Raw genomic sequence first — 18288 nt, 5'->3', positions numbered from 1 at the left:
AGGTGAAGCGGCGGATCTGAGAGGACTCAAGGTTTCCGCTCGGCTGGAGCCGGGGCTCAGCGCTGGTGTGGGACGAGCGGCTGGGCCGGTGGGCCGGCGTGGGCGCATTCTCGGGCGGGCGAGGCCGGCGTCGTGGCCGCTTCCGTCTCCGTGAGCGGGCGGTGGCGGCAGCTGGGGGTCTTGCCGTGCGCCTCGGCGCGGATGCGCTGCTTCATCGTGGGGGGCAGTGCTCTGGCGTAGGACCAGGCCCAGTGGGGCATCGCCGGCACCGTCAGCTCAGCGCTGCGGTTGCTGTCGTCGCCGTCGCTCTTGCGGCTCGTCTCGGTGTGCGGCACGGCCGCGGCGGCGGTGTTGGTGGCGAATCCGAGCGCCGTGCACAGCGCGAGGAACGCGGTGACGATGGCGGTCCACAGGTTCATGACCTTGTTCCTGGTCATGGCCCCTCACTTTCGGGTTGGGCGATTTGCGTACTTTCCTCATGATGTGTATGGGGGCTGAGAAGTCATGGACCGACGCCCGTGGCGCGTCGATCTTCAGATGAACAGCACTCGAATGGGTGCAAGGAGACCGACCAGTGAGCAAAGTCGGAGGAAAGGGTCAAAGGTCACCGTCTGTCGGGGTGTGATCACCCTCCGATCGGAGCGGTGGGATCCGCTTCTACTGGGGTGTGCCGACGGGCAGTTGAGCGCGGACGCAGGTCACCGATTGATATCGACCGGTGTGTATAGTCGGGCGCCAGAGGTCCCCTACGTCAAGGAAAGACGAGGTCGCGCGGTGAAGAAGCTTCTCCTGGTCGCACTGGCCGCCATCGGCGGGCTCCTCGTGTACCGCCAGATCCAGGCGGATCGCGCCGAGCAGGATCTGTGGACGGAGGCGACTGACTCCGTGCCCACGGGTTCGTGAGCCACGACATCGGATTGCACACAGGACCCCGGCCGCCGAAGCGGCCGGGGTCCTGTGTTTCCGTCGGGCGGCGGCACAGCGCGGCCGCTTCGAGTTGCGCGAGCGGTGCGGAGGCTTTAGAGCCGGGCGTTTCGGACGCTCGTACGGATTGCGGGGGTGACGTGCGGCCAGGCTGGGCAGGATGGGCGACGGTCCGTGGTCCGGTTGTGGTGACGAGGGGTGGCGCGTGATGAGGAGGCGGCGGCGTACGGCGCGGTGGCGATCCGCGAGGGTGCGGCGCCCGGGGAGAGGGGGGCGCGGTCTTCCCTCGGTTCCGCGGACACACGTGCGCGTGGCCGTCGTAGCGGCGCTGTTGCTGGGCACGACAGCCGGCCTGCCGGACGGCCCGGCGCAAGCCGCCGGAACACCCGGCCCCTACGCCTACGCGCCGGACGCCCGGTCCGTCACCGGCACCGCGAGCACGGCGGACGCCGTATCCCTGACACCCGGCACGACGTACAAGAGCTCCGTGCCGAGCGAGGGAGCGGTCCACTACCGCCTCGACCTCGACGCCGTCTCGGACGCGTACGTGTCCGTGACCGCCGTCCCCCCGCTCGGCAGCACGGTCTACGCGGGCGACGGCATCAAGGTGTCCGTGCGGGACGCCGCCGGCCGTTCCTGCTCCCAGAACACCGAGAGATTCGGCTTCGTCCCCAGCCCGCGTCCGATCGCGGCATGGGGCGCACGCGAGATCTCGGCCAACCGGCCCCGCTGTGAGAGCGCGGGCGCGTACGACGTGACCGTCGAGCGCGTCCGTACGGCGAAGTCCGCGCCGGACACCTGGGGCCTGGAACTCTTCGCCGCCTCCGAGTCGCCCCTGAAGGAGGCCGGCGAGACGGAGGCCCCCGAAGCCTGGAACTCCGTCTCGCCCGATCCCGTCACCGGCAAGGCCGAGCCGCGCGAAGGCGGCACCGGCTTCGCTTCGGCCGCACCCGTCGCCCAGGGCGTCTGGAGCACCAGCATCGAGCCCGGAGGGACGCTCTTCTACAAACTGCCGCTCGACTGGGGCCGCCAACTGCACGCGACCGCCGAACTCGGCAGCTCGAACGGCGGCGACGGCTACGCGGTCGGCGGCGCGCTGAACCTGTCGCTCTACAACCCGGTACGCACCTTCGTCGACGACGCGAGCGCCAACTACGACGGTGAGCGAAAGGCCGCCCAACTCGACCCGCTGCCGCCGGTGGCGTACGAGAACCGGTACGCCGTCCCCGACCGGGTCAGCGCCCTGCGGTTCGCCGGGGCCTATTACCTCGTCGTGCACCTCTCGGCGGAGGTGGCCGAGCGATATGGCGAGGGGCCGTTCCGGCTGACACTGCGCGTGCGGGAGGAGGGCACGGCGCAGACGGGTCCCGGCTATGCGGGGGAGTCCGAGCCGGGGGGTGTGTTTCAGATCTCGGCGGGGGATCGGGCGGTGGCTGCGGGGGGCCCGGTCGGGGGCGCTGGTGGTGATGGGGACGCCGCGATGACCGTGCTGGCGGTGAGCGGGATCGGGGCGGGGACCCTGGTGCTGGTGGTGTTGGGGGTGTGGGTGGTTGTGGCTCGGCGGAGGGTTGGGGTCGGGTAGCGGGCCCCCAGGGTTGGTGGTGCTGAGCGCGTTCTCTTCGGGGCGCTCTCGGTGCGCTCTCGGGACGCTCTTTTCGGGCGGCGGCGAGACCCGGGTGGTCGTCGGCTCAGATGCGGGTCAGCGCCCAGAAGCCCACCGCGTAGCAGACCAACGCCAGCAGCAGGAGCGGTAGCGCCACCTTGGCGGGCGGGCCTGGGCGGCGGGCGGTGTTGCGGGGGTTGCGGGGCGCGCGTCGGGCGGCGCGGTGGCCGCCGCGGCGGCTCGGCTGCGGAATTGGGGGCGCCGAAGGTGGAACCTGCGGGCTCTGAGCGGTGTACGAAGCAGTAGAGGTGTCGACGTGCTGGTGGTGTACCGGCGTCGCCGTCGGTGGCTGAGACGGGTACTGCGGTGTGCGTGGCTGGGGGGAGGACAGGACGTGCGTGGTGTCGTAGGGGGAGCCGTGCGAGGAGTGATGCTGTGCGCCGTCGTGTGTCTGGCCGTGTGCTTGGGCCTGGTGGTGATGGGGGCGAGGTGGCGGCGGCTGCGTGGTGGGGGGCTGTGGCAGGGGCGTTTCCGCCTGGAGGGAGCCGAGGGAGCCGTGAAGGGAGTTCTGGAGGGACGAGCCTGTGGACTGAGGTGGGGGCAGGTGGAAGCTGCCTGTGTCCGACATGGAGACGGAGCCGCTGCTGTCAGCCTGCTGCGAGCTGTCGCCCTGCTGCGAGGCGCGGCGAGGATCGGGCGTGGCCTCGGACGGCCCGGTGCTGGACGCTACCGAGCCGCTGTCGACCGAACCTTCGGCGCTCCGATCCCCAGCGACCCCACCCTCACCGGCCCGCCCGGAACCAGCCCCGCTCCCCCCTCCAACCCCCGGCGCCCGCTTCAGTGGCCCCTCCGGGGCGAACCCCGGTGGCAGCGGCCCGAGTTGGTCGAAGATCTCGATGAGCTCGTCGTCGGGACCGGGTTCCGGCAGGAGCTCGGCGGCGGAGGCAAGGGCCTTGCGCGCACCCGTGGCCGTGCGGAACCGCGCGTCGGGATCCGGCTGCAGCAGCGAGGCCACGACCTGCCACAGCGGCTCGGGAACGCCCTTGGGCGCACCCGGCGTCCCGTGGGCCGTGAAGTACTGGACCAGCGCCTTGGCGTCCGGCTTGGCGCCCTCCAGCAGGTACAGCGCGACCAGCCCCACGGCGAACAGGTCGGCGGGGAAGTCCGGCTCCGCGCCCATGAGTTGCTCGGGAGCGAGGTAACCGGGTGTTCCCACCACGAGGTTGGTCTCGGTCAGCCGAGGCTCACCGAGCCGCATGGCGATACCGAAGTCGGACAGCCGCAGCCGCGGCCGGCCCGTGCCGGTGGCTTCGAGGAGCAGGTTGGCGGGCTTGACGTCACGGTGGACCACACCCTCCGCGTGCACCGCGGCCAGCCCCGCGAGGAGCTGGTCGAGGAGAAGGCAGACGAACGACGGCGGCAGGGGACCGTAGTCCCCCACGAGGTGGACCAGCGAGCCGCCGCCGACCAGGTCCATCGTGAACAGGACCTTGTCGTCGTCGGCGGCCCAGCTGGCCGGCGCCAGCACATTCGGATGGTCGATCCGGAGGGCCTGCTCGCGGACGAACCGCAGCAGGGAGTGCGCGTCGCTCTGCAGCAGCACCTTGGCGGCCACATACCGCCGGCGGCGATGGTCCCAGGCACGCCAGACGGCGCCGACACCTCCGCGCCCGATCGGGTCGACCAGTTCGTACCGCCCGGCGAAGACCTCACCCATGGCTGTGCGTCGCTCCTCCCCCTCCGGTTACCCCCCTTGCTTCCCCCTCGACGAGCGATACGACTCCCCCTCGCTGACCGCCCTTCGCGCACTCACCCCGCACGACCCCCTCGTGCCCGCTCAGGACGCTCTCCGTCGGCCCGGCTGCCGACCCCCTCGGCGACCGGGCCTCGGGGTCAGCTCTGGTGAGACTGGTAGTGCGCGACCGCGTCGGAGGTGCGGCCGGCGCCGTACACCCGGAGGAACTCTGCCAGTTCCGGGTGGCTGGGGGCGAGGGTGTCCGCGGCATCGATGATGTCGCCCGCGGCCGCGACCGAGCGCAGCAGCGACTGGATCTCCCGAACCACCCGCTTGACCGTGGGCGCACCCGAACTGTTCGTCGTCTGCGTCGTGTTGCTGAGCACCGATCCCCCCTGCGACTTCTTGATCTCCTCCATGCGCTCGGTGGCCTCGGCCGCGCTCACGCTGCCGTCGGCGACCTGCCCCGCCAAGTCCTGCAGCAGCTGCACCCGCTGGACCACGGCGGGATTGCCGATCTTCGCCCGCTGTCCGCTCATCAGCTGCGACAGCATCGGAGCGGACAGTCCCAGAACCCCCGCGAGACGAGCCTGGTTGAGACCAAGATCGTCGATGAGCTTACGGAAGAGCGTCCCCAGCGGCTCCCCGTACCAGTTCCGCTGCAGATCCCGCGCTCTTGCGGTGGCTTCCTGCTGTGCGGCGTCCATTGCGTCTCCCCATCGCTTCCCCTAAACCGCGGTTCGCTGTCGCGAACCACGCCGAGCATCTTACGGAGAGTGGTCGTTTACGGGGACCCCCAATCCTTTTGCGGGATCCGGGGGGCGACCGGGTACTCTGGTCTGGGCGCCCGCCGGTGTGGGGTTTCTTCCGGTCGGACGTTCCTTGTTGAGGGGCCTTAGCTCAGTTGGTAGAGCGCTGTCTTTGCATGGCAGATGTCAGGGGTTCGACTCCCCTAGGCTCCACACCTCAAGCCCTCCGACTTACGGAAACGCAGGTCGGGGGGCTTTCTCGACCCCTGCCGCCGAGCGGCACGACAAAGGGTGGTGTGCGTCCCGGGCATCGGGACGCACACCACCCTTCGTTCACGTCATAGGCGCGAGGGGCGCAGGCCGCCCCTCACCTCACCGACTTCTTCTCATCTCACCGACCCTCGTCCCGCCGAGCCGCCTCCTCCTCGGCCTCCTTCGCCTCGACCTCGGGGTCCAGAGCACCACTGCCGTCCACCGACGTGAGATGGCCCGACTCCGGCACCTCGGTCGCGGCCGGCGGTTCGACCAGCCAGTCCGGGTTGGCCTGCTTGTCCCACCACTTCCACGCGGCGAACGCACCGCCGGCCACGGCGCCGAGCACCGCCAGCATCTTCACGACACGACCTGCCTTGGCGCGCCGCTCGTGCTTGCGGACCAGCTTCTGGATCTCCCTCGCCGAGACCTGGCCGCGCAGCGCGGCCAACGCCGCCACGCCCCGTGCGGTCGCCTCGTCCCGCACAGGCGCGGCCGCGGCCACCGCCTGCTCGAGCCTCGGCCGGGAGTAGTCGGCGGCCTGCTTGGCCGCCTTACGTGTACGGGCCGCCGCGTCATGGGCGGCCTGGTCGACCTTCGGGGGCACATGCGAACGAGCCTGTTCCAGATAGGGCGCCACATGAGCGCCGTACTGGAGACGCGCCTGCGCGCGGGCCTGCTCGGTGGCCTGCGACACCATGGGCGCGAGTCGTACGCGCGCCTCCTGCGCATATTGCGCGGCCCTGTCCTTGGCGGTGTCGGCGTAGGGCGCCACCACTTCCGCGGCGTGCAGCACGCTGTCCTTCGCCGAGCCGGTCGCGGCGCGCACGCTGTCGATGCGGGTCACGGGATCCTCCTCCTCGGTGGCGTACGGTATTTCGACTTTCCACCCTTTTACGGATCATGCCTGTCGGAACGCTCCGCGGCATGTGAGGGCGGGCATTTGGGTGCCGATTCACTTGATCAAACGCAATAACGGACCAATGCGGTGCAACGGTGGCTTGTCGTCGACAATGCCACGGTTCGCTGCCCCGCGCCCCCGCCAAGTACCCACTCGGCGAGTTTTCTGCAAGCGAATCGACGGGTTGCGTACCGGTGAACCACCGCCCGGCGACGGATCCGGTGGTCCGTGCGAGGATCGTGGGGTCACAGAAAGACAACGGAAGGCAGATCGTGGCCGAGCAGCTCTACGCCACCCTGAAGACCAACCACGGCGACATCGAGGTCCGGCTCCTCCCGAACCACGCGCCGATCACGGTCAAGAACTTCGTCGAACTCGCCACGGGCGAGCGTGAGTGGACGAACCCCGCCACCGGCGAGAAGTCCACGGCCAACCTCTACGACGGCACGGTCTTCCACCGGGTCATCAGCGGCTTCATGATCCAGGGCGGCGACCCGCTGGGCAACGGCACCGGCGGTCCGGGCTACCAGTTCCAGGACGAGTTCCACCCGGACCTCGCCTTCGACAAGCCCTACCTGCTCGCCATGGCCAACGCCGGTCCGGGCACCAACGGCTCCCAGTTCTTCGTCACCGTCGCGCCGACGACCTGGCTCAACCGCAAGCACACCATCTTCGGTGAGGTCGTCGACCCGGCCAGCCAGAAGGTCGTCGACGCGATCGCGACCGTGCAGACCAACCCGCGCACCGACCGCCCCCTCAACGACGTCGTGATCGAGTCCGTCGTCGTGGAGACCCGCTGAGGTCGGAACCCCTTGAGGCCGGGTCCCGCCGAGGTCCCGTCCGAGACCTCCCACAGGGAACCAAACGCCCCGCTCGTCCGTAAGGAAGAGCGGGGCGGTGCATGCGGACGTGCATCGCGTACGACGACCTAGGGGACCTCATGGACCAGCAGGCAGGCAGCCCGCAGGACGCGCAGAGCCTGCCCGTCTGCTACCGCCATCCGGACCGCGAGACCGGCATCCGCTGCACCCGCTGCGAGCGGCCCATCTGCCCCGAGTGCATGGTCAGCGCCTCCGTCGGCTTCCAGTGCCCCGACTGCGTCCGCGGCGGTTCCGGCACCGGGCACGCCCCCGACGCCGCCCGGCCCCGCACCCTCGCCGGCGGCACCGTCACCGCGGACCCCCGTCTGCTCACCAAGATCCTCATCGGCATCAATCTCGCGGTCTTCATCGCCGTCCAGACCAGCACCACATTGCTCAACGACCTCGTCCTGATCGGCTCCTGGCCGCCCGCCCCCTTCAACCCCACCGAGGGCGTCGCCGAGGGCCAGTGGTGGCGCCTGGTGACCTCGATGTTCACCCACGAGGCCATCTGGCACTTCGCCTTCAACATGCTGAGCCTGTGGTGGCTCGGCGGCCCCCTCGAAGCCGCCCTGGGCCGGGCCCGCTACCTCGCGCTCTACTTCTGCTCGGGCCTCGCGGGCAGCGCCCTGACCTATCTGCTGGCCGGTCCGACCACGGCCTCCCTCGGCGCCTCCGGCGCCATCTTCGGCCTCTTCGGCGCGACCGCCGTCCTCATGCGCCGCCTCCAGTACGACATGCGGCCGATCATCGCCCTGCTGGTGATCAACCTCATCTTCACGTTCGGCTGGAGCAACATCGCCTGGCAGGCCCACATCGGCGGCCTCGTCGCCGGTGTCGTCATCGGCTACGCCATGGTTCACGCCCCGCGTGAGCGCCGGTCGCTGGTCCAGTACGGCACGTGTGCGCTGGTCCTGGCCGCGGTGGTGCTGCTGACCGTGCTCAGGACGCTCCAGCTCACCTGAGCGGCGCCCTCATCCGCCTGAGCCCCGCAGTTGTCCACAGCGTGTGGCGGATCTTGTGCACTTTGTGCGGGAACAACTGTGCCCCCTGTCACCGACCAGCGTTTTCGCAGGTCAGACAGGGGGCGAACAAGTTTTCGGTTGCTTGTCGTTCACCGGTAGTTCCGTCACACCGGCGTCAACCCTCAATGGGTTATCCACAGATCGTCGTTCTTTTCCCCATGTGGAAAACGGCTGTGGATAACTCAGCGGATAGTCCTGGGCAGAGCTGCGTTCACCGCGAGGTGACCGCAGCTTCTCCCGGTCAGGACCGCTACTTCCACTGGGTCGAGACGCCGAATCCGGCGGCGATGAAGCCGAAGCCCACCACGATGTTCCAGTTGCCCAGTGCGTCGATGGGCAGCGAACCGTCGGTCACATAGAAGACGACGATCCAGGCCAGGCCGAGGATGAACATGGCCAGCATCACGGGCGCGACCCAGGCGCGGCTGTTCAGCTTGATGGTGGCCGCCTGCTTCGACGGCGGCGGCGTGTAGTCGGCCTTCTTGCGGATACGTGACTTCGGCACGAGGGTCTCTCCTGTCGATGCGCTGCGTGGCCGCGCAGGGAACTGGGGGCTGGCTCCGGGGCAGCGTACAAGGGGACTCTGATTGCTCCCCCGGGCGTCCGTTAGCGTAGTGCTTCCGCGGCGTCGAAGGAGATAAGGGTACGTTGAGCAATTCTGCCGACTCTCCCGGTACGGGATCCAGTCCCGCTCGTGGCCGTTTTCGGCCGGTGCGGGTGCTCACCGCGGCCGTCTTCGCTCTCGCCGGGCTCATCTTCTTCACCAGTTTCAACACGGCCAAGGGCACGAACATCCGCACGGACGCCTCGCTGCTGAAGCTGTCGGACCTGATTCATGAGCGCAGTCGTGAGAACGGTGAGCTCAATGAGTCGAACGCGGGCTTGCGTGACGACGTCGAGGCACTCGCCGAACGGGACGACGGCAGTACCAAGGCGGAGGACGACAAGCTGACGGCGCTGGAACACAGCGCGGGCACCCAGAAGCTGTCGGGCAAGGCGATCACGGTCACGCTCAACGACGCCCCGCCGGACGCGACCGCCAAGCTCCCCGGTTATCCCGAGCCGCAGCCGGACTACCTGGTCATCCACCAGCAGGACCTCCAGGCCGTGGTGAACGCGCTGTGGCAGAGCGGCGCCAAGGGCATCAAGGTGATGGACCAGCGGCTGATCTCCACGAGCGCGGTGCGCTGCGTGGGCAACACCCTGATCCTTCAGGGCCGGGTCTACTCACCGCCGTACAAGATCACGGCGGTCGGTGACCCGGAGAAGATGCAGCAGGCGCTCGCGGCCTCGCCGGCGATCCAGAACTACATGGTCTACGTCAACGTCTACGGCCTGGGCTGGAAAGTCACCGAGGACGGGACGGTGACTCTGCCGGGTTACTCGGGCACAGTGGATCTGCAGTACGCCAAGCCCGTGGAGTGAGCCTCGCTGGAGCTGCCGGTGCGCGTAGTGGTCAGGACCGTCAGCGAACTGTGCATCACCATCGGCACGGTGATCGTCCTTTTCGTCGTCTATGTACTGTTCTGGACCGGCGTGAAAGCCGACAACGTCATGGACGACCAGATCGATCAGTTACAGGACCAGTGGGCGCAGGGGGCGGTGCGCCCGACGGAAGCCGCTCCCGGAGGTGCGGCGAGTCCCGGTGCCGTGGACAGTCCGCCGAAGCCGGGGCCGTATGTCGCGGACAAGCCCTTCGCGATCATGTACATCCCGCGTCTTGGTTTCACGTGGAACAAGCCGGTTCTCGAAGGCACCGCCACCAAGACCCTGAAGAAGGGCCTCGGCCACTACGCCGGAACCGCCCAGCTCGGTCAGAAGGGCAACTTCTCGGTGGCCGGCCACCGGCGTACGTACGGCGACCCCTTCAAGGATTTCCCCAGGCTGCGCGCCGGTGACGCGGTGGTGCTGACGGACGGAACGACCTGGTTCACGTATCGGATCGACAAAGGGCCCTACAAAACACTGCCCACCGACATTGAGGTGATCGACCCTGTGCCCCGTAAGTCGGGGTACACGCGTGAGGGCCGCTATCTGACCCTGACCACGTGCGATCCCGAGTGGGGGCACAGTCATCGGCTGATCGTGTGGGCACACCTGGACTCGACGCAGCCTGTGGAGGCCGGGAAACCGGAGGCGTTGCGCCGTTAGTCTGTTGGCTGTAACGGCGAGAGTCTGGTGCCGTGGTGCGACGGAAGGGACGGCATGTACGGCTGGATCTGGCGGCATCTGCCGGGGAACGCGTTGGTGAAGGCGCTGCTCTCACTACTGCTGGTCGTTGCCGTCGTCTACGTCCTGTTCAACTACGTCTTCCCGTGGGCCGAACCGCTGCTGCCCTTCAACGATGTGACGGTGGACAACCAGTGAGCGCGCGCATTCTCGTCGTGGACAACTACGACAGCTTCGTCTTCAACCTGGTCCAGTACCTCTATCAGCTCGGCGCCGAGTGCGAGGTGCTGCGCAACGACGAGGTGTCGACCGCGCACGCCCAGGACGGCTTCGACGGTGTCCTGCTGTCGCCGGGCCCGGGGACGCCGGAGGAGGCGGGCGTGTGCGTGGACATGGTCCGGCACTGCGCCTCGACCGGGGTGCCGGTCTTCGGTGTCTGCCTCGGCATGCAGTCGATGCAGGTGGCGTATGGCGGTGTCGTCGACCGCGCGCCGGAGCTGCTGCACGGCAAGACCTCGCTGGTCGAGCACGAGGGCAAGGGGGTCTTCGCGGGCCTGCCGACGCCGTTCACGGCGACCCGCTACCACTCCCTCGCCGCCGAACCGCAGACCGTGCCGGCCGACCTCGAGGTCACCGCACGGACGCACGACGGCATCATCATGGGCCTGCGCCACCGTGAACTTCCGGTCGAAGGCGTGCAGTTCCACCCCGAGTCCGTGCTGACAGAGCACGGGCACCGGATGCTGGCCAACTGGCTGGTGGAGTGCGGCGACCAGGGCGCGGTGGCGAGGTCGACCGGGCTCGCCCCGGTGGTGGGCAGGGCCACGGCGTGACCGCCCTGCGCCCTGAGCGCGAGTCCGGCGCCGCGTACGGGGAGTCCTTCACGGACTCCTACGGCGGCGCCGGCGACCAGGGGACCTCGTACGGGCAGCAGCCGTACGGGGACTCCGGTGCGCTCGGGGAGTGGTACGGCGGGCAGAGCCACGTCACGCAGGGGCAGGCGCAGGCGCAGGGGAGCGCCGGGTACGGCGGGCAGGGCTACGGCGACGTGCCGCCGGCCGCGCCTCAAGGGCCGTACGCGGAGCCGTATGCGAAGTCGTACGAGACGTATGACGAGCCCCACCAGGAGCCCTACGAAGAGCCTTACGCCGAGCCGTACATACCCCCGGCGGACGACGAGACCGTAGCCCTGCGGATCCCCGATCCGCCGTCCTCCGGCGATTCAATATCGCCCTCTGCCGCCTCCTCGGCCTCATCCGCCTCTTCCACCCCGGCTGGTGGACGTGCGGCCCGCAGAAAGGCCGCCAAGCGGCGTCACGGGCGCCATGGAGGCACCCGCCCGGCCGCGGACGCCGACGAGACGGGCTCGGAGAGCTCCGGCGCCCCGCTCTCGCGCGTGGAGGCGCGCCGGCAGGCGCGGGCGCGCAAGGCCAGCCCGGCCACCGTCGCGAGCCGCGCGATCGGTGAGGTCTTCATCACCACCGGCGTGCTGATGCTGCTGTTCGTGAGCTACCAGCTGTGGTGGACGAACGTCCGGGCGCACGCCCAGGCCGACAAGGAAGCCAGCAGCCTCCAGGACGACTGGGCGAGCGGCAAGCGCAACCCGGGAAGCTTCGAGCCGGGGCAGGGCTTCGCCATCCTGCACATCCCGAAGCTGGACGTCGTCGTCCCGATAGCGGAGGGCATCAGCAACAAGAAGGTGCTCGACCGGGGCATGGTCGGCCACTACGGCGAGGGCAAGCTGAAGACGGCGATGCCGGACGCGAAGACCGGCAACTTCGGCCTGGCCGGGCACCGCAACACGCACGGCGAGCCCTTCCGGTACATCAACCGGCTCGCGCAGGGCGACGACATCGTCGTGGAGACGCAGGACAAGTACTTCGTGTACAAGATGGCGTCGATCCTGCCGGTGACGTCTCCGAGCAATGTGAGCGTGCTGGATCCGGTTCCGCCGGGGTCGGGTTTCACCGGGCCCGGCCGCTACATCACACTCACCACGTGCACGCCGGAGTTCACCAGTAAGTACCGGTTGATCGTCTGGGGCAAGATGGTCGAGGAACGGCCGCGCAGCAAGGGCAAGCCGGATGCGCTCGTCAGTTAAGGGCAGATGAAAGTGGCAGCGACCACCGACGGCACGGAAGAGCACACGGCCGCCCGCGCAAGACGGCGGCCCCCGGCTCGCCGCCGCGGAATGGGCCCGATCGCGAGAGCGGTCAGCGTCTTCGGCGAACTCCTGATCACGGCGGGCCTCGTGCTGGGCCTGTTCGTCGTCTACTCCCTGTGGTGGACGAACGTCGTCGCCGACCGTGCGGCGAACAAGCAGGCCGACCAGGTCCGGGACAACTGGGCCCACCAGGGCGAGGACCCGGGCCGTCCCGCCGAGTACGACTCGAAGAACGGCATCGGCTTCCTTCACGTGCCCGCGATGACCAAGAGCGAGATCCTCGTCGAGAAGGGCACGACGTCGAAGATCCTCAACGACGGCGTCGCCGGCTACTACACCGACCCGGTCAAGGCGACCCTGCCGACGTCGGGCAAGAAGGGCAACTTCTCCCTCGCCGCGCACCGCGACGGCCACGGGGCCAAGTTCCACAACATCCACAAGCTCAAGGACGGCGACCCGATCGTCTTCGAGACGAAGGACAAGTGGTACGTCTACAAGGTCTACGCCGTGCTTCCCGAGACCTCGAAGTACAACGTCAAGACCCTCGCCGCGATCCCGAAGGAATCGGGTCGGACCAAGGCGGGCCACTACATCACGCTGACGACGTGCACGCCGGTCTACACGAGCCGGTACCGGTACGTGGTGTGGGGCGAGCTGGAGCGGGTGGAGAAGGTGGACGCGGAACGGACGCTGCCGGAGGAGCTTCGCTGACCTGACCCGGACTGGAGCCGGCTTCGCGGTACGACACAGGCCCCGGCGCCCTGATGAGGGTGCCGGGGCCTGCTGCGGTCTCGGAGCGGCGGAGAGGCTTCCGTCAGCCGAAGATGCCTCCGTCGCCTCCGCCGCCGTTGTTGTTCCCGCCTTGGTTGCCGAAGCCCACGGTGGTCAGGGTGATCGGGGTGTTGGCAGGGTCGTCGACCTGCTGGTTGCCCTTCGGGTCCTGATCCGTGACGAAGGCCGTGTCGCTCTGGTCACTGCCGTTGGCGAACTGGATGTTGGTGAAGCCGGCCCCCGCGAGGGTCTGCTTCGCCTGTCCCACGGTCTGACCGACGACGCTCGGCACCTGCGTCTTCTGCTGTGCCTGCTTGCCGATCTGGATGGTCACCGTGGAGTTCTTGTCGGCCTCGCTGCCGGCCTCCGGCGAGGTCGCGATGACCTTGCCGACCTGGTTCGGGTCCTGGGTCTCGACCTCGGTGCAGGTGCCGACCAGGTTGTTGGCCGTCATCTGTGCCTTCGCCTCGTCGCAGGAGCGGCCGAGGACGTCGGGCACGGTGGCCTTCTCCTCCTCCTTGGCGATGACGAGGGTGATCGTCGTGCCCTTCTCGACTTCCTCGCCGCGCCGCGGGTCCTGGTCGAGGACGGTGTTCGGATCATCCGAGGAGGTCTCTCGGGTCTCGGTCTTGATCTCGAACTGGTAGTCGTCGGCCTCGAGCTGCGACTTGGCCTCTTCGAGGCTCAGACCGATCACGCTCGGCACGGTCACCTTCGGCGCACCGGTCGACACTACGATGTTGACCGGGGTGTTCTTGTCGACCTTGGACTTGGCGACGGGGTCCTGCTTGCACACGTTGCCCTTGGGCTGGTCCCCGCACTCCTTCGGCGTGACCGTACCGAGCTTCAGGTCGCTGTTGGTGAGCAGGTCCTTCGCGTTGGCCTCGGTCTCGCCGACGAGGTTCGGGACGGCCACCTGGGCGTTGCTCGCGTTGTTGCCGTCGAACACCCACTTGCCGATGAGGACCGCGCCGACCAGGACCAGTACCGCCGCGACGGCCAGCAGTATCGTCGAGGTGTTCGACTTCTTCTGGCGGCGCCGGTCGGGGCGGTCGTCGTAGCCGTAGCCACCGTCGTCCGGGTTCATCGGCGGCAGCATCGAGGTGGCGCCGGCGTCCGCGGAGCGCAGGGCCGTCGTCGGCTGGTCGTCGGGGTAGCCGCCGTAGCCCACCGAACCCATCGCGGCCGTGGCGGCGACGGGCTGGCCGTCGAGGCAGGCCTCGATGTCGGTGCGCATCTCGTCGGCCGACTGGTAGCGGTAGTTCGGGTCCTTGGTGAGGGCCTTCAACACGATCGCGTCCATCTCGGGCGTGATCTCGGGGTCGAAGACCGAGGGGGCCTGGGGCTCTTCCCGTACGTGCTGATACGCGACCGCGACCGGGGAGTCACCCACGAAGGGCGGGCGGACCGTGAGGAGCTCGTAGAGCAGGCAGCCGGTCGAGTACAGGTCGGACCGGTTGTCGACCTGCTCGCCCTTGGCCTGCTCCGGCGAGAGGTACTGGGCGGTGCCGATGACGGCCGCGGTCTGGGTCATCGTCATGCCGGAGTCGCCCATGGCGCGGGCGATGCCGAAGTCCATCACCTTGACCTGGCCGTTGCGCGTCAGCATGACGTTTGCGGGCTTGATGTCGCGGTGGACGATGCCGTTGCGGTGGGCGTATTCCAGACCCTGGAGGATGCCGATGGTCATCTCCATGGCGCGCTCCGGCAGCAGCTTGCGGCCGCTGTGCAGCAGCTCACGCAGCGTGGAACCGTCGACGTACTCCATGACGATGTACGGGATCGACACGTTGTCGATGTAGTCCTCGCCCGTGTCGTAGACCGCCACGATCGCGGGATGGTTGAGCGAGGCGGCCGACTGGGCCTCTCGGCGGAACCGGGCCTGGAAGGACGGGTCGCGCGCGAGGTCCGCGCGCAGCGTCTTCACCGCCACGGTGCGGCCGAGCCGGGTGTCGTGCGCGAGGTATACCTCCGCCATGCCACCACGGCCGAGCACCTGGCCCAGCTCGTACCGGCCGCCGAGGCGACGCGGCTCTTCCATAAGCTACCTACCAGCCCTCTCCGTCGGTCCCGCCCTCACCCTTGTGGGTGTGGCGGTGTGCCGTCCGGGCATACCGTACCCGGCTCATCTTGTGTGACCTGGCCAAGCCCGTAACCCGATACAGGACCGGTATCGCAACGTGCACCGATGTGAAGGGGACGTGAGCGGGGTCACTTCTTGCTGTTGATGACCGCCTCCATGACGCTCTTGGCGATGGGGGCCGCGAGGCCGCCACCGGAGATGTCGTCGCGGACCGCCTTCTCGTCCTCGACCACTACCGCCACGGCCACCGGCGAGCTGCCGTCCTCGGCCTTGGCGTAGGAGATGAACCACGCGTAGGGGTTCTCGCTGTTGTCCACACCGTGCTGGGCGGTACCGGTCTTGCCGCCCACCTTGACGCCGTCGATCTGCGCGTTCTTACCGGTGCCGTCCTCGACGACGGTCTCCATCATCGACTGCAGGATCTGCGCGTTCTCCGCCGACAGCGGCTGGCTCAGTTCCTCGGGCTTGGTCTTCTCGATGGCATCGAGGTTGTTGGTCTGGAGCTCGTCGACCATGTACGGCTTCATGAGCTTGCCGTTGTTGGCGACCGCGGAGGCGACCATGGCCATCTGCAGCGGGGTGGCGGCGGTGTTGAACTGGCCGATGGAGGACAGCGCCGTCTGCGAGGGGTTCATGTCGTCCGAGAAGACGGACGCGCTGGTGCGGACCGGCGTGAACTGCTCCTCGGTGAAGCCGAACTTCTTGGCCTCGTCGAGCATCTTGTCGTTGCCGAGGTCCGAGCCGATCTTGCCGAACACGGTGTTGCAGGAGTACTGCAGGGCGACCCGCAGCGTCGCGTTCTTGCAGGGGATGTTGCCCTCGTTCGGCAGCTTGGTGGTGGTGCCCTCCATGACCCACGGGTCCGGGGAGTTCGTCTTCTCGTCCGCGTCCTTGTACAGGCCGTTCTCCAGGGCCGCGGCGGCGGTGACGACCTTGAAGGTCGAGCCGGGCGGGTAGACCTCGCGCAGCGCCCGGTTGAGCATCGGGTCGTCCGGGTTGTTCTTCTTCTGGAGCTTCTGCCACGCCTCGGTGTCGGTCGTCGTGGAGTTGCCCGCGAAGGACGAGGGGTCGTACGACGGGAAGGAGGCCAGCGCCAGGATCTTGCCGGTGGACGGTTCGATGGCCGCGACGGCGCCCTTGCCGCCCCGGCTCTTCAGACCCTCGTACGCGGCCTTCTGCGCGGCGCCGCTGAGGGTGGTCACCACGTTGCCGCCCTCCCTCTCCTTGCCGGTGAGCATGTCGAGGGTGTTGCGGAAGAACAGCCGGTCGTCGTTGCCGGTGAGGATGCCGTCCTCGATGGACTCCAGCTGGTTGGCGCCGAAGGCCTGCGAGGCGTATCCGGTGATGGGCGCCCACATGGGCCCGTTGGTGTACGTGCGCTTGAACTTGAAGTCGGTGCCGGAGGTTTCGTCCGAGCCGGTGATCGCCTTGCCGTCGACGATTATGTCGCCGCGGGGGGTGCCGTAGCGCTCGATGGTGACGCGGCGGTTGTTCTTGTTGGTCCGCAGCTCGTCGGCCTGGACGTACTGGATCCAGTTGTCGCGGATGAGCAGAGCCAGGACCAGAAGTCCGCAGAAGATCGCGATCCGGCGTAGGGGCTTGTTCACGGACGGACCACCTGGGTCATCTCGGCGTCGGGGTTGGGCGCGGGGGCGGGCGCGGGACGGCGGGCGGTGTCGCTGATGCGGAGCAGGATGCCGATCAGGGCCCAGTTGGCGATGACGGAGGAACCGCCGTACGCCACGAAGGGCAGCGTCATACCGGTCAGCGGGATGAGGCCCATGACACCGCCGGCCACGACGAAGACCTGGAGGGCGAAGGCGCCGGACAGGCCGACGGCCAGCAGCTTGCCGAACGGGTCGCGGGCCGCGAGGGCCGTGCGCACGCCGCGCTCCACGATCAGCCCGTAGAGCAGCAGGATCGCCATGACGCCGGCCAGACCCAGCTCCTCGCCGAACGTGGCGAGGATGAAGTCGGAGTTGGCGGCGAAGCCGATGAGGTCGGAGTTGCCCTGGCCGAGGCCGGTGCCGAGGGTGCCGCCGGAGCCGAAGGCCCACAGGGCCTGCATGGCCTGCTCGGAGTGGACGATGCCGTCCTGGACACCGGCGCGGGAGAGCTCGAACTCGCGCATCGGGTCGAGCCAGGCCTGCACACGCGTCTGGATGTGCGGCTCGAAGCTCGCCACACCGACGGCGCCGACCGCGGACATCAGCAGACCGAAGACGATCCAGCTGGTCCGCTCGGTGGCGACGTACAGCATGATGACGAACATTCCGAAGAACAGCAGCGACGTACCGAGGTCGGTCTCGAAGACCAGGATGAGGATCGAGATCATCCAGACCACGATGATCGGGCCGAGGTCGCGGCCGCGCGGGAGGTACAGGCCCATGAAGCGACGGCTGGCCAGTGCCAGGGCGTCTCGCTTGACCATGAGATAGCCGGCGAAGAAGATCGCGAGAATGATCTTCGCGAACTCACCGGGCTGGAGCGTGCCGAGGCCGGGGATCTTGATCCAGATCTTGGCGCCGTAGACGTTCGCGCCGAGTCCGGGCACGAGCGGCAGCAGGAGCAGGAACAGCGCCGCGGCCATGGAGATGTAGGTGTAGCGCTGCAGGACGCGGTGGTCCTTGAGGAAGATCAGCACCGCCACCAGCAGGGCGACGCCCATCGCGGAGTACAGCAGCTGGCGCGGCGCCGCCTCGACGTAAGCGCTGCTCTGCTGGAGCCGCTTCGACTGGTCCAGACGCCAGATCACCACCAGGCCGATGCCGTTCAGCAGGGTGGCCAGCGGCAGCATCAGCGGGTCGGCGTACGGCGCGAACTTCCGCACCGCCAGGTGGCCGATGCCCGCGAGCAGGCCGAGCCCGACGCCGTAGCTCAGCAGTCCGGGCGGCACCTGGTCGTTGATGGCCAGACCCACGTTGGCGTAGGCGAAAACCGGAATGACAACCGCGAACACCAACAGCGCGAGCTCGGTGTTGCGCCGGCTCGGAGCACCGATCGCGCCGATGGTGGACGTGTGGTGCGTCGGGTTGTTCGTAGTACTGCTCAT

The 18288-nt window shown here is 68.4% G+C and carries 18 protein-coding genes and 1 tRNA gene; 11 read left to right on the top strand and 8 right to left on the bottom strand.

The features are described 5' to 3' along the window. Positions 1-56 precede the first annotated feature (56 nt). Positions 57-437, bottom strand: a complete 381-nt coding sequence (locus tag ACIRD7_RS30090) for a DUF6344 domain-containing protein (RefSeq protein ID WP_403458531.1) — start codon at positions 435-437, stop codon at positions 57-59. Positions 438-774: 337 nt separating this feature from the next. Here ACIRD7_RS30090 and ACIRD7_RS30085 point away from each other — a divergent pair, with 337 nt between their 5' ends. Next, a complete protein-coding gene (locus tag ACIRD7_RS30085) occupies positions 775-903 on the top strand; it encodes a DLW-39 family protein (RefSeq protein WP_003999697.1) in 129 nt (42 codons plus the stop codon). A 229-nt stretch (positions 904-1132) separates the two neighbouring features. After that, entirely contained in the window at positions 1133-2506 is a 1374-nt protein-coding gene (locus ACIRD7_RS30080) for a hypothetical protein (protein ID WP_403458529.1), read from the top strand. A 106-nt stretch (positions 2507-2612) separates the two neighbouring features. Here ACIRD7_RS30080 and ACIRD7_RS30075 read toward each other — a convergent pair whose 3' ends face one another. Both ACIRD7_RS30075 and ACIRD7_RS30070 read right to left on the bottom strand, forming a co-directional pair. After that, positions 2613-4244 carry a serine/threonine-protein kinase gene (locus tag ACIRD7_RS30075; RefSeq protein WP_403458526.1) on the bottom strand — a complete coding sequence of 544 codons (1632 nt, stop codon included), beginning with the start codon at positions 4242-4244 and terminating at the stop codon, positions 2613-2615. Positions 4245-4420: 176 nt separating this feature from the next. Continuing rightward, entirely contained in the window at positions 4421-4969 is a 549-nt protein-coding gene (locus ACIRD7_RS30070; protein ID WP_403458525.1) for a helix-turn-helix domain-containing protein, read from the bottom strand. Positions 4970-5151: 182 nt separating this feature from the next. On the opposite strand from ACIRD7_RS30070, the gene ACIRD7_RS30065 reads away from it, so the two are divergent. Continuing rightward, positions 5152-5224 (top strand) — tRNA-Ala (locus ACIRD7_RS30065). Between the two features lie 178 nt (positions 5225-5402). Here ACIRD7_RS30065 and ACIRD7_RS30060 read toward each other — a convergent pair. Beyond that, positions 5403-6110 (bottom strand): DUF5324 family protein, encoded by a 708-nt coding sequence (locus ACIRD7_RS30060; protein ID WP_403458522.1) that lies wholly within the window; start codon positions 6108-6110, stop codon positions 5403-5405. A gap of 326 nt (positions 6111-6436) precedes the next feature. Here ACIRD7_RS30060 and ACIRD7_RS30055 point away from each other — a divergent pair, with 326 nt between their 5' ends. Beyond that, positions 6437-6964, top strand: coding sequence for a peptidylprolyl isomerase (locus tag ACIRD7_RS30055; protein WP_403458521.1), 528 nt, complete (start codon positions 6437-6439; stop codon positions 6962-6964). 140 nt (positions 6965-7104) lie between these two features. Further along, complete coding sequence (locus tag ACIRD7_RS30050) at positions 7105-7989, top strand: rhomboid family intramembrane serine protease (RefSeq protein WP_403458868.1); 885 nt, start codon at positions 7105-7107, stop codon at positions 7987-7989. Positions 7990-8299: 310 nt separating this feature from the next. Here the strand turns inward: ACIRD7_RS30050 and crgA are convergent, their stop codons facing one another. Further along, a complete protein-coding gene (gene crgA / locus ACIRD7_RS30045; RefSeq protein WP_403458519.1) occupies positions 8300-8554 on the bottom strand; it encodes a cell division protein CrgA in 255 nt (84 codons plus the stop codon). Positions 8555-8697: 143 nt separating this feature from the next. Between crgA and ACIRD7_RS30040 the strand changes: the two genes are divergently transcribed. The 6 genes from ACIRD7_RS30040 to ACIRD7_RS30015 are packed head-to-tail and all read left to right on the top strand — an operon-like array spanning position 8698 to position 13093. After that, positions 8698-9474 (top strand): DUF881 domain-containing protein, encoded by a 777-nt coding sequence (locus tag ACIRD7_RS30040; RefSeq protein ID WP_403458518.1) that lies wholly within the window; start codon positions 8698-8700, stop codon positions 9472-9474. A gap of 18 nt (positions 9475-9492) precedes the next feature. Next, positions 9493-10200 (top strand): class E sortase, encoded by a 708-nt coding sequence (locus tag ACIRD7_RS30035; RefSeq protein ID WP_403458515.1) that lies wholly within the window; start codon positions 9493-9495, stop codon positions 10198-10200. Between the two features lie 54 nt (positions 10201-10254). Beyond that, positions 10255-10416, top strand: coding sequence for a hypothetical protein (locus ACIRD7_RS30030; protein WP_403458514.1), 162 nt, complete (start codon positions 10255-10257; stop codon positions 10414-10416). Further along, the gene (locus ACIRD7_RS30025) at positions 10413-11051 is read left to right on the top strand and encodes an aminodeoxychorismate/anthranilate synthase component II (RefSeq protein WP_403458513.1); all 639 of its coding nucleotides are present in this window, start codon (positions 10413-10415) and stop codon (positions 11049-11051) included. Before ACIRD7_RS30030 ends, ACIRD7_RS30025 begins: the two co-directional genes overlap by 4 nt. Next, positions 11048-12319, top strand: a complete 1272-nt coding sequence (locus ACIRD7_RS30020; protein WP_403458511.1) for a class E sortase — start codon at positions 11048-11050, stop codon at positions 12317-12319. Before ACIRD7_RS30025 ends, ACIRD7_RS30020 begins: the two co-directional genes overlap by 4 nt. Before the next feature lie 12 nt (positions 12320-12331). Further along, positions 12332-13093 (top strand): class E sortase, encoded by a 762-nt coding sequence (locus ACIRD7_RS30015; RefSeq protein WP_403458509.1) that lies wholly within the window; start codon positions 12332-12334, stop codon positions 13091-13093. Positions 13094-13196: 103 nt separating this feature from the next. Here the strand turns inward: ACIRD7_RS30015 and pknB are convergent, their stop codons facing one another. From pknB to ACIRD7_RS30000, 3 genes are all read right to left on the bottom strand, one after another. Further along, positions 13197-15194, bottom strand: coding sequence for a Stk1 family PASTA domain-containing Ser/Thr kinase (gene pknB, locus ACIRD7_RS30010; RefSeq protein ID WP_403458508.1), 1998 nt, complete (start codon positions 15192-15194; stop codon positions 13197-13199). A gap of 170 nt (positions 15195-15364) precedes the next feature. After that, positions 15365-16843, bottom strand: coding sequence for a peptidoglycan D,D-transpeptidase FtsI family protein (locus tag ACIRD7_RS30005; RefSeq protein ID WP_403458507.1), 1479 nt, complete (start codon positions 16841-16843; stop codon positions 15365-15367). Next, positions 16840-18288 (bottom strand): FtsW/RodA/SpoVE family cell cycle protein, encoded by a 1449-nt coding sequence (locus ACIRD7_RS30000; RefSeq protein ID WP_403458506.1) that lies wholly within the window; start codon positions 18286-18288, stop codon positions 16840-16842. The genes ACIRD7_RS30005 and ACIRD7_RS30000 overlap by 4 nt, the downstream gene beginning before the upstream one ends.

The sequence above is a fragment of the Streptomyces sp. NPDC093568 genome, from assembly GCF_044764945.1.
Lineage (GTDB): Bacteria > Actinomycetota > Actinomycetes > Streptomycetales > Streptomycetaceae > Streptomyces.
Note: the sequence above shows the minus strand (reverse complement) of the source record. Positions and strands in the feature narration are given on the sequence as shown.

Bases quoted from the DNA above. Each gene is read 5' to 3' on its own strand.
- ACIRD7_RS30090 (WP_403458531.1), bottom strand. From the start codon at position 437: ATGACCAGGAACAAGGTCATGAACCTGTGGACCGCCATCGTCACCGCG.
- ACIRD7_RS30080 (WP_403458529.1), top strand. From the start codon at position 1,133: ATGAGGAGGCGGCGGCGTACGGCGCGGTGGCGATCCGCGAGGGTGCGG.
- ACIRD7_RS30075 (WP_403458526.1), bottom strand. From the start codon at position 4,244: ATGGGTGAGGTCTTCGCCGGGCGGTACGAACTGGTCGACCCGATCGGG.
- ACIRD7_RS30070 (WP_403458525.1), bottom strand. From the start codon at position 4,969: ATGGACGCCGCACAGCAGGAAGCCACCGCAAGAGCGCGGGATCTGCAG.
- ACIRD7_RS30050 (WP_403458868.1), top strand. From the start codon at position 7,105: ATGGACCAGCAGGCAGGCAGCCCGCAGGACGCGCAGAGCCTGCCCGTC.
- ACIRD7_RS30030 (WP_403458514.1), top strand. From the start codon at position 10,255: ATGTACGGCTGGATCTGGCGGCATCTGCCGGGGAACGCGTTGGTGAAG.
- pknB (WP_403458508.1), bottom strand. From the start codon at position 15,194: ATGGAAGAGCCGCGTCGCCTCGGCGGCCGGTACGAGCTGGGCCAGGTG.
- ACIRD7_RS30000 (WP_403458506.1), bottom strand. From the start codon at position 18,288: ATGAGCAGTACTACGAACAACCCGACGCACCACACGTCCACCATCGGC.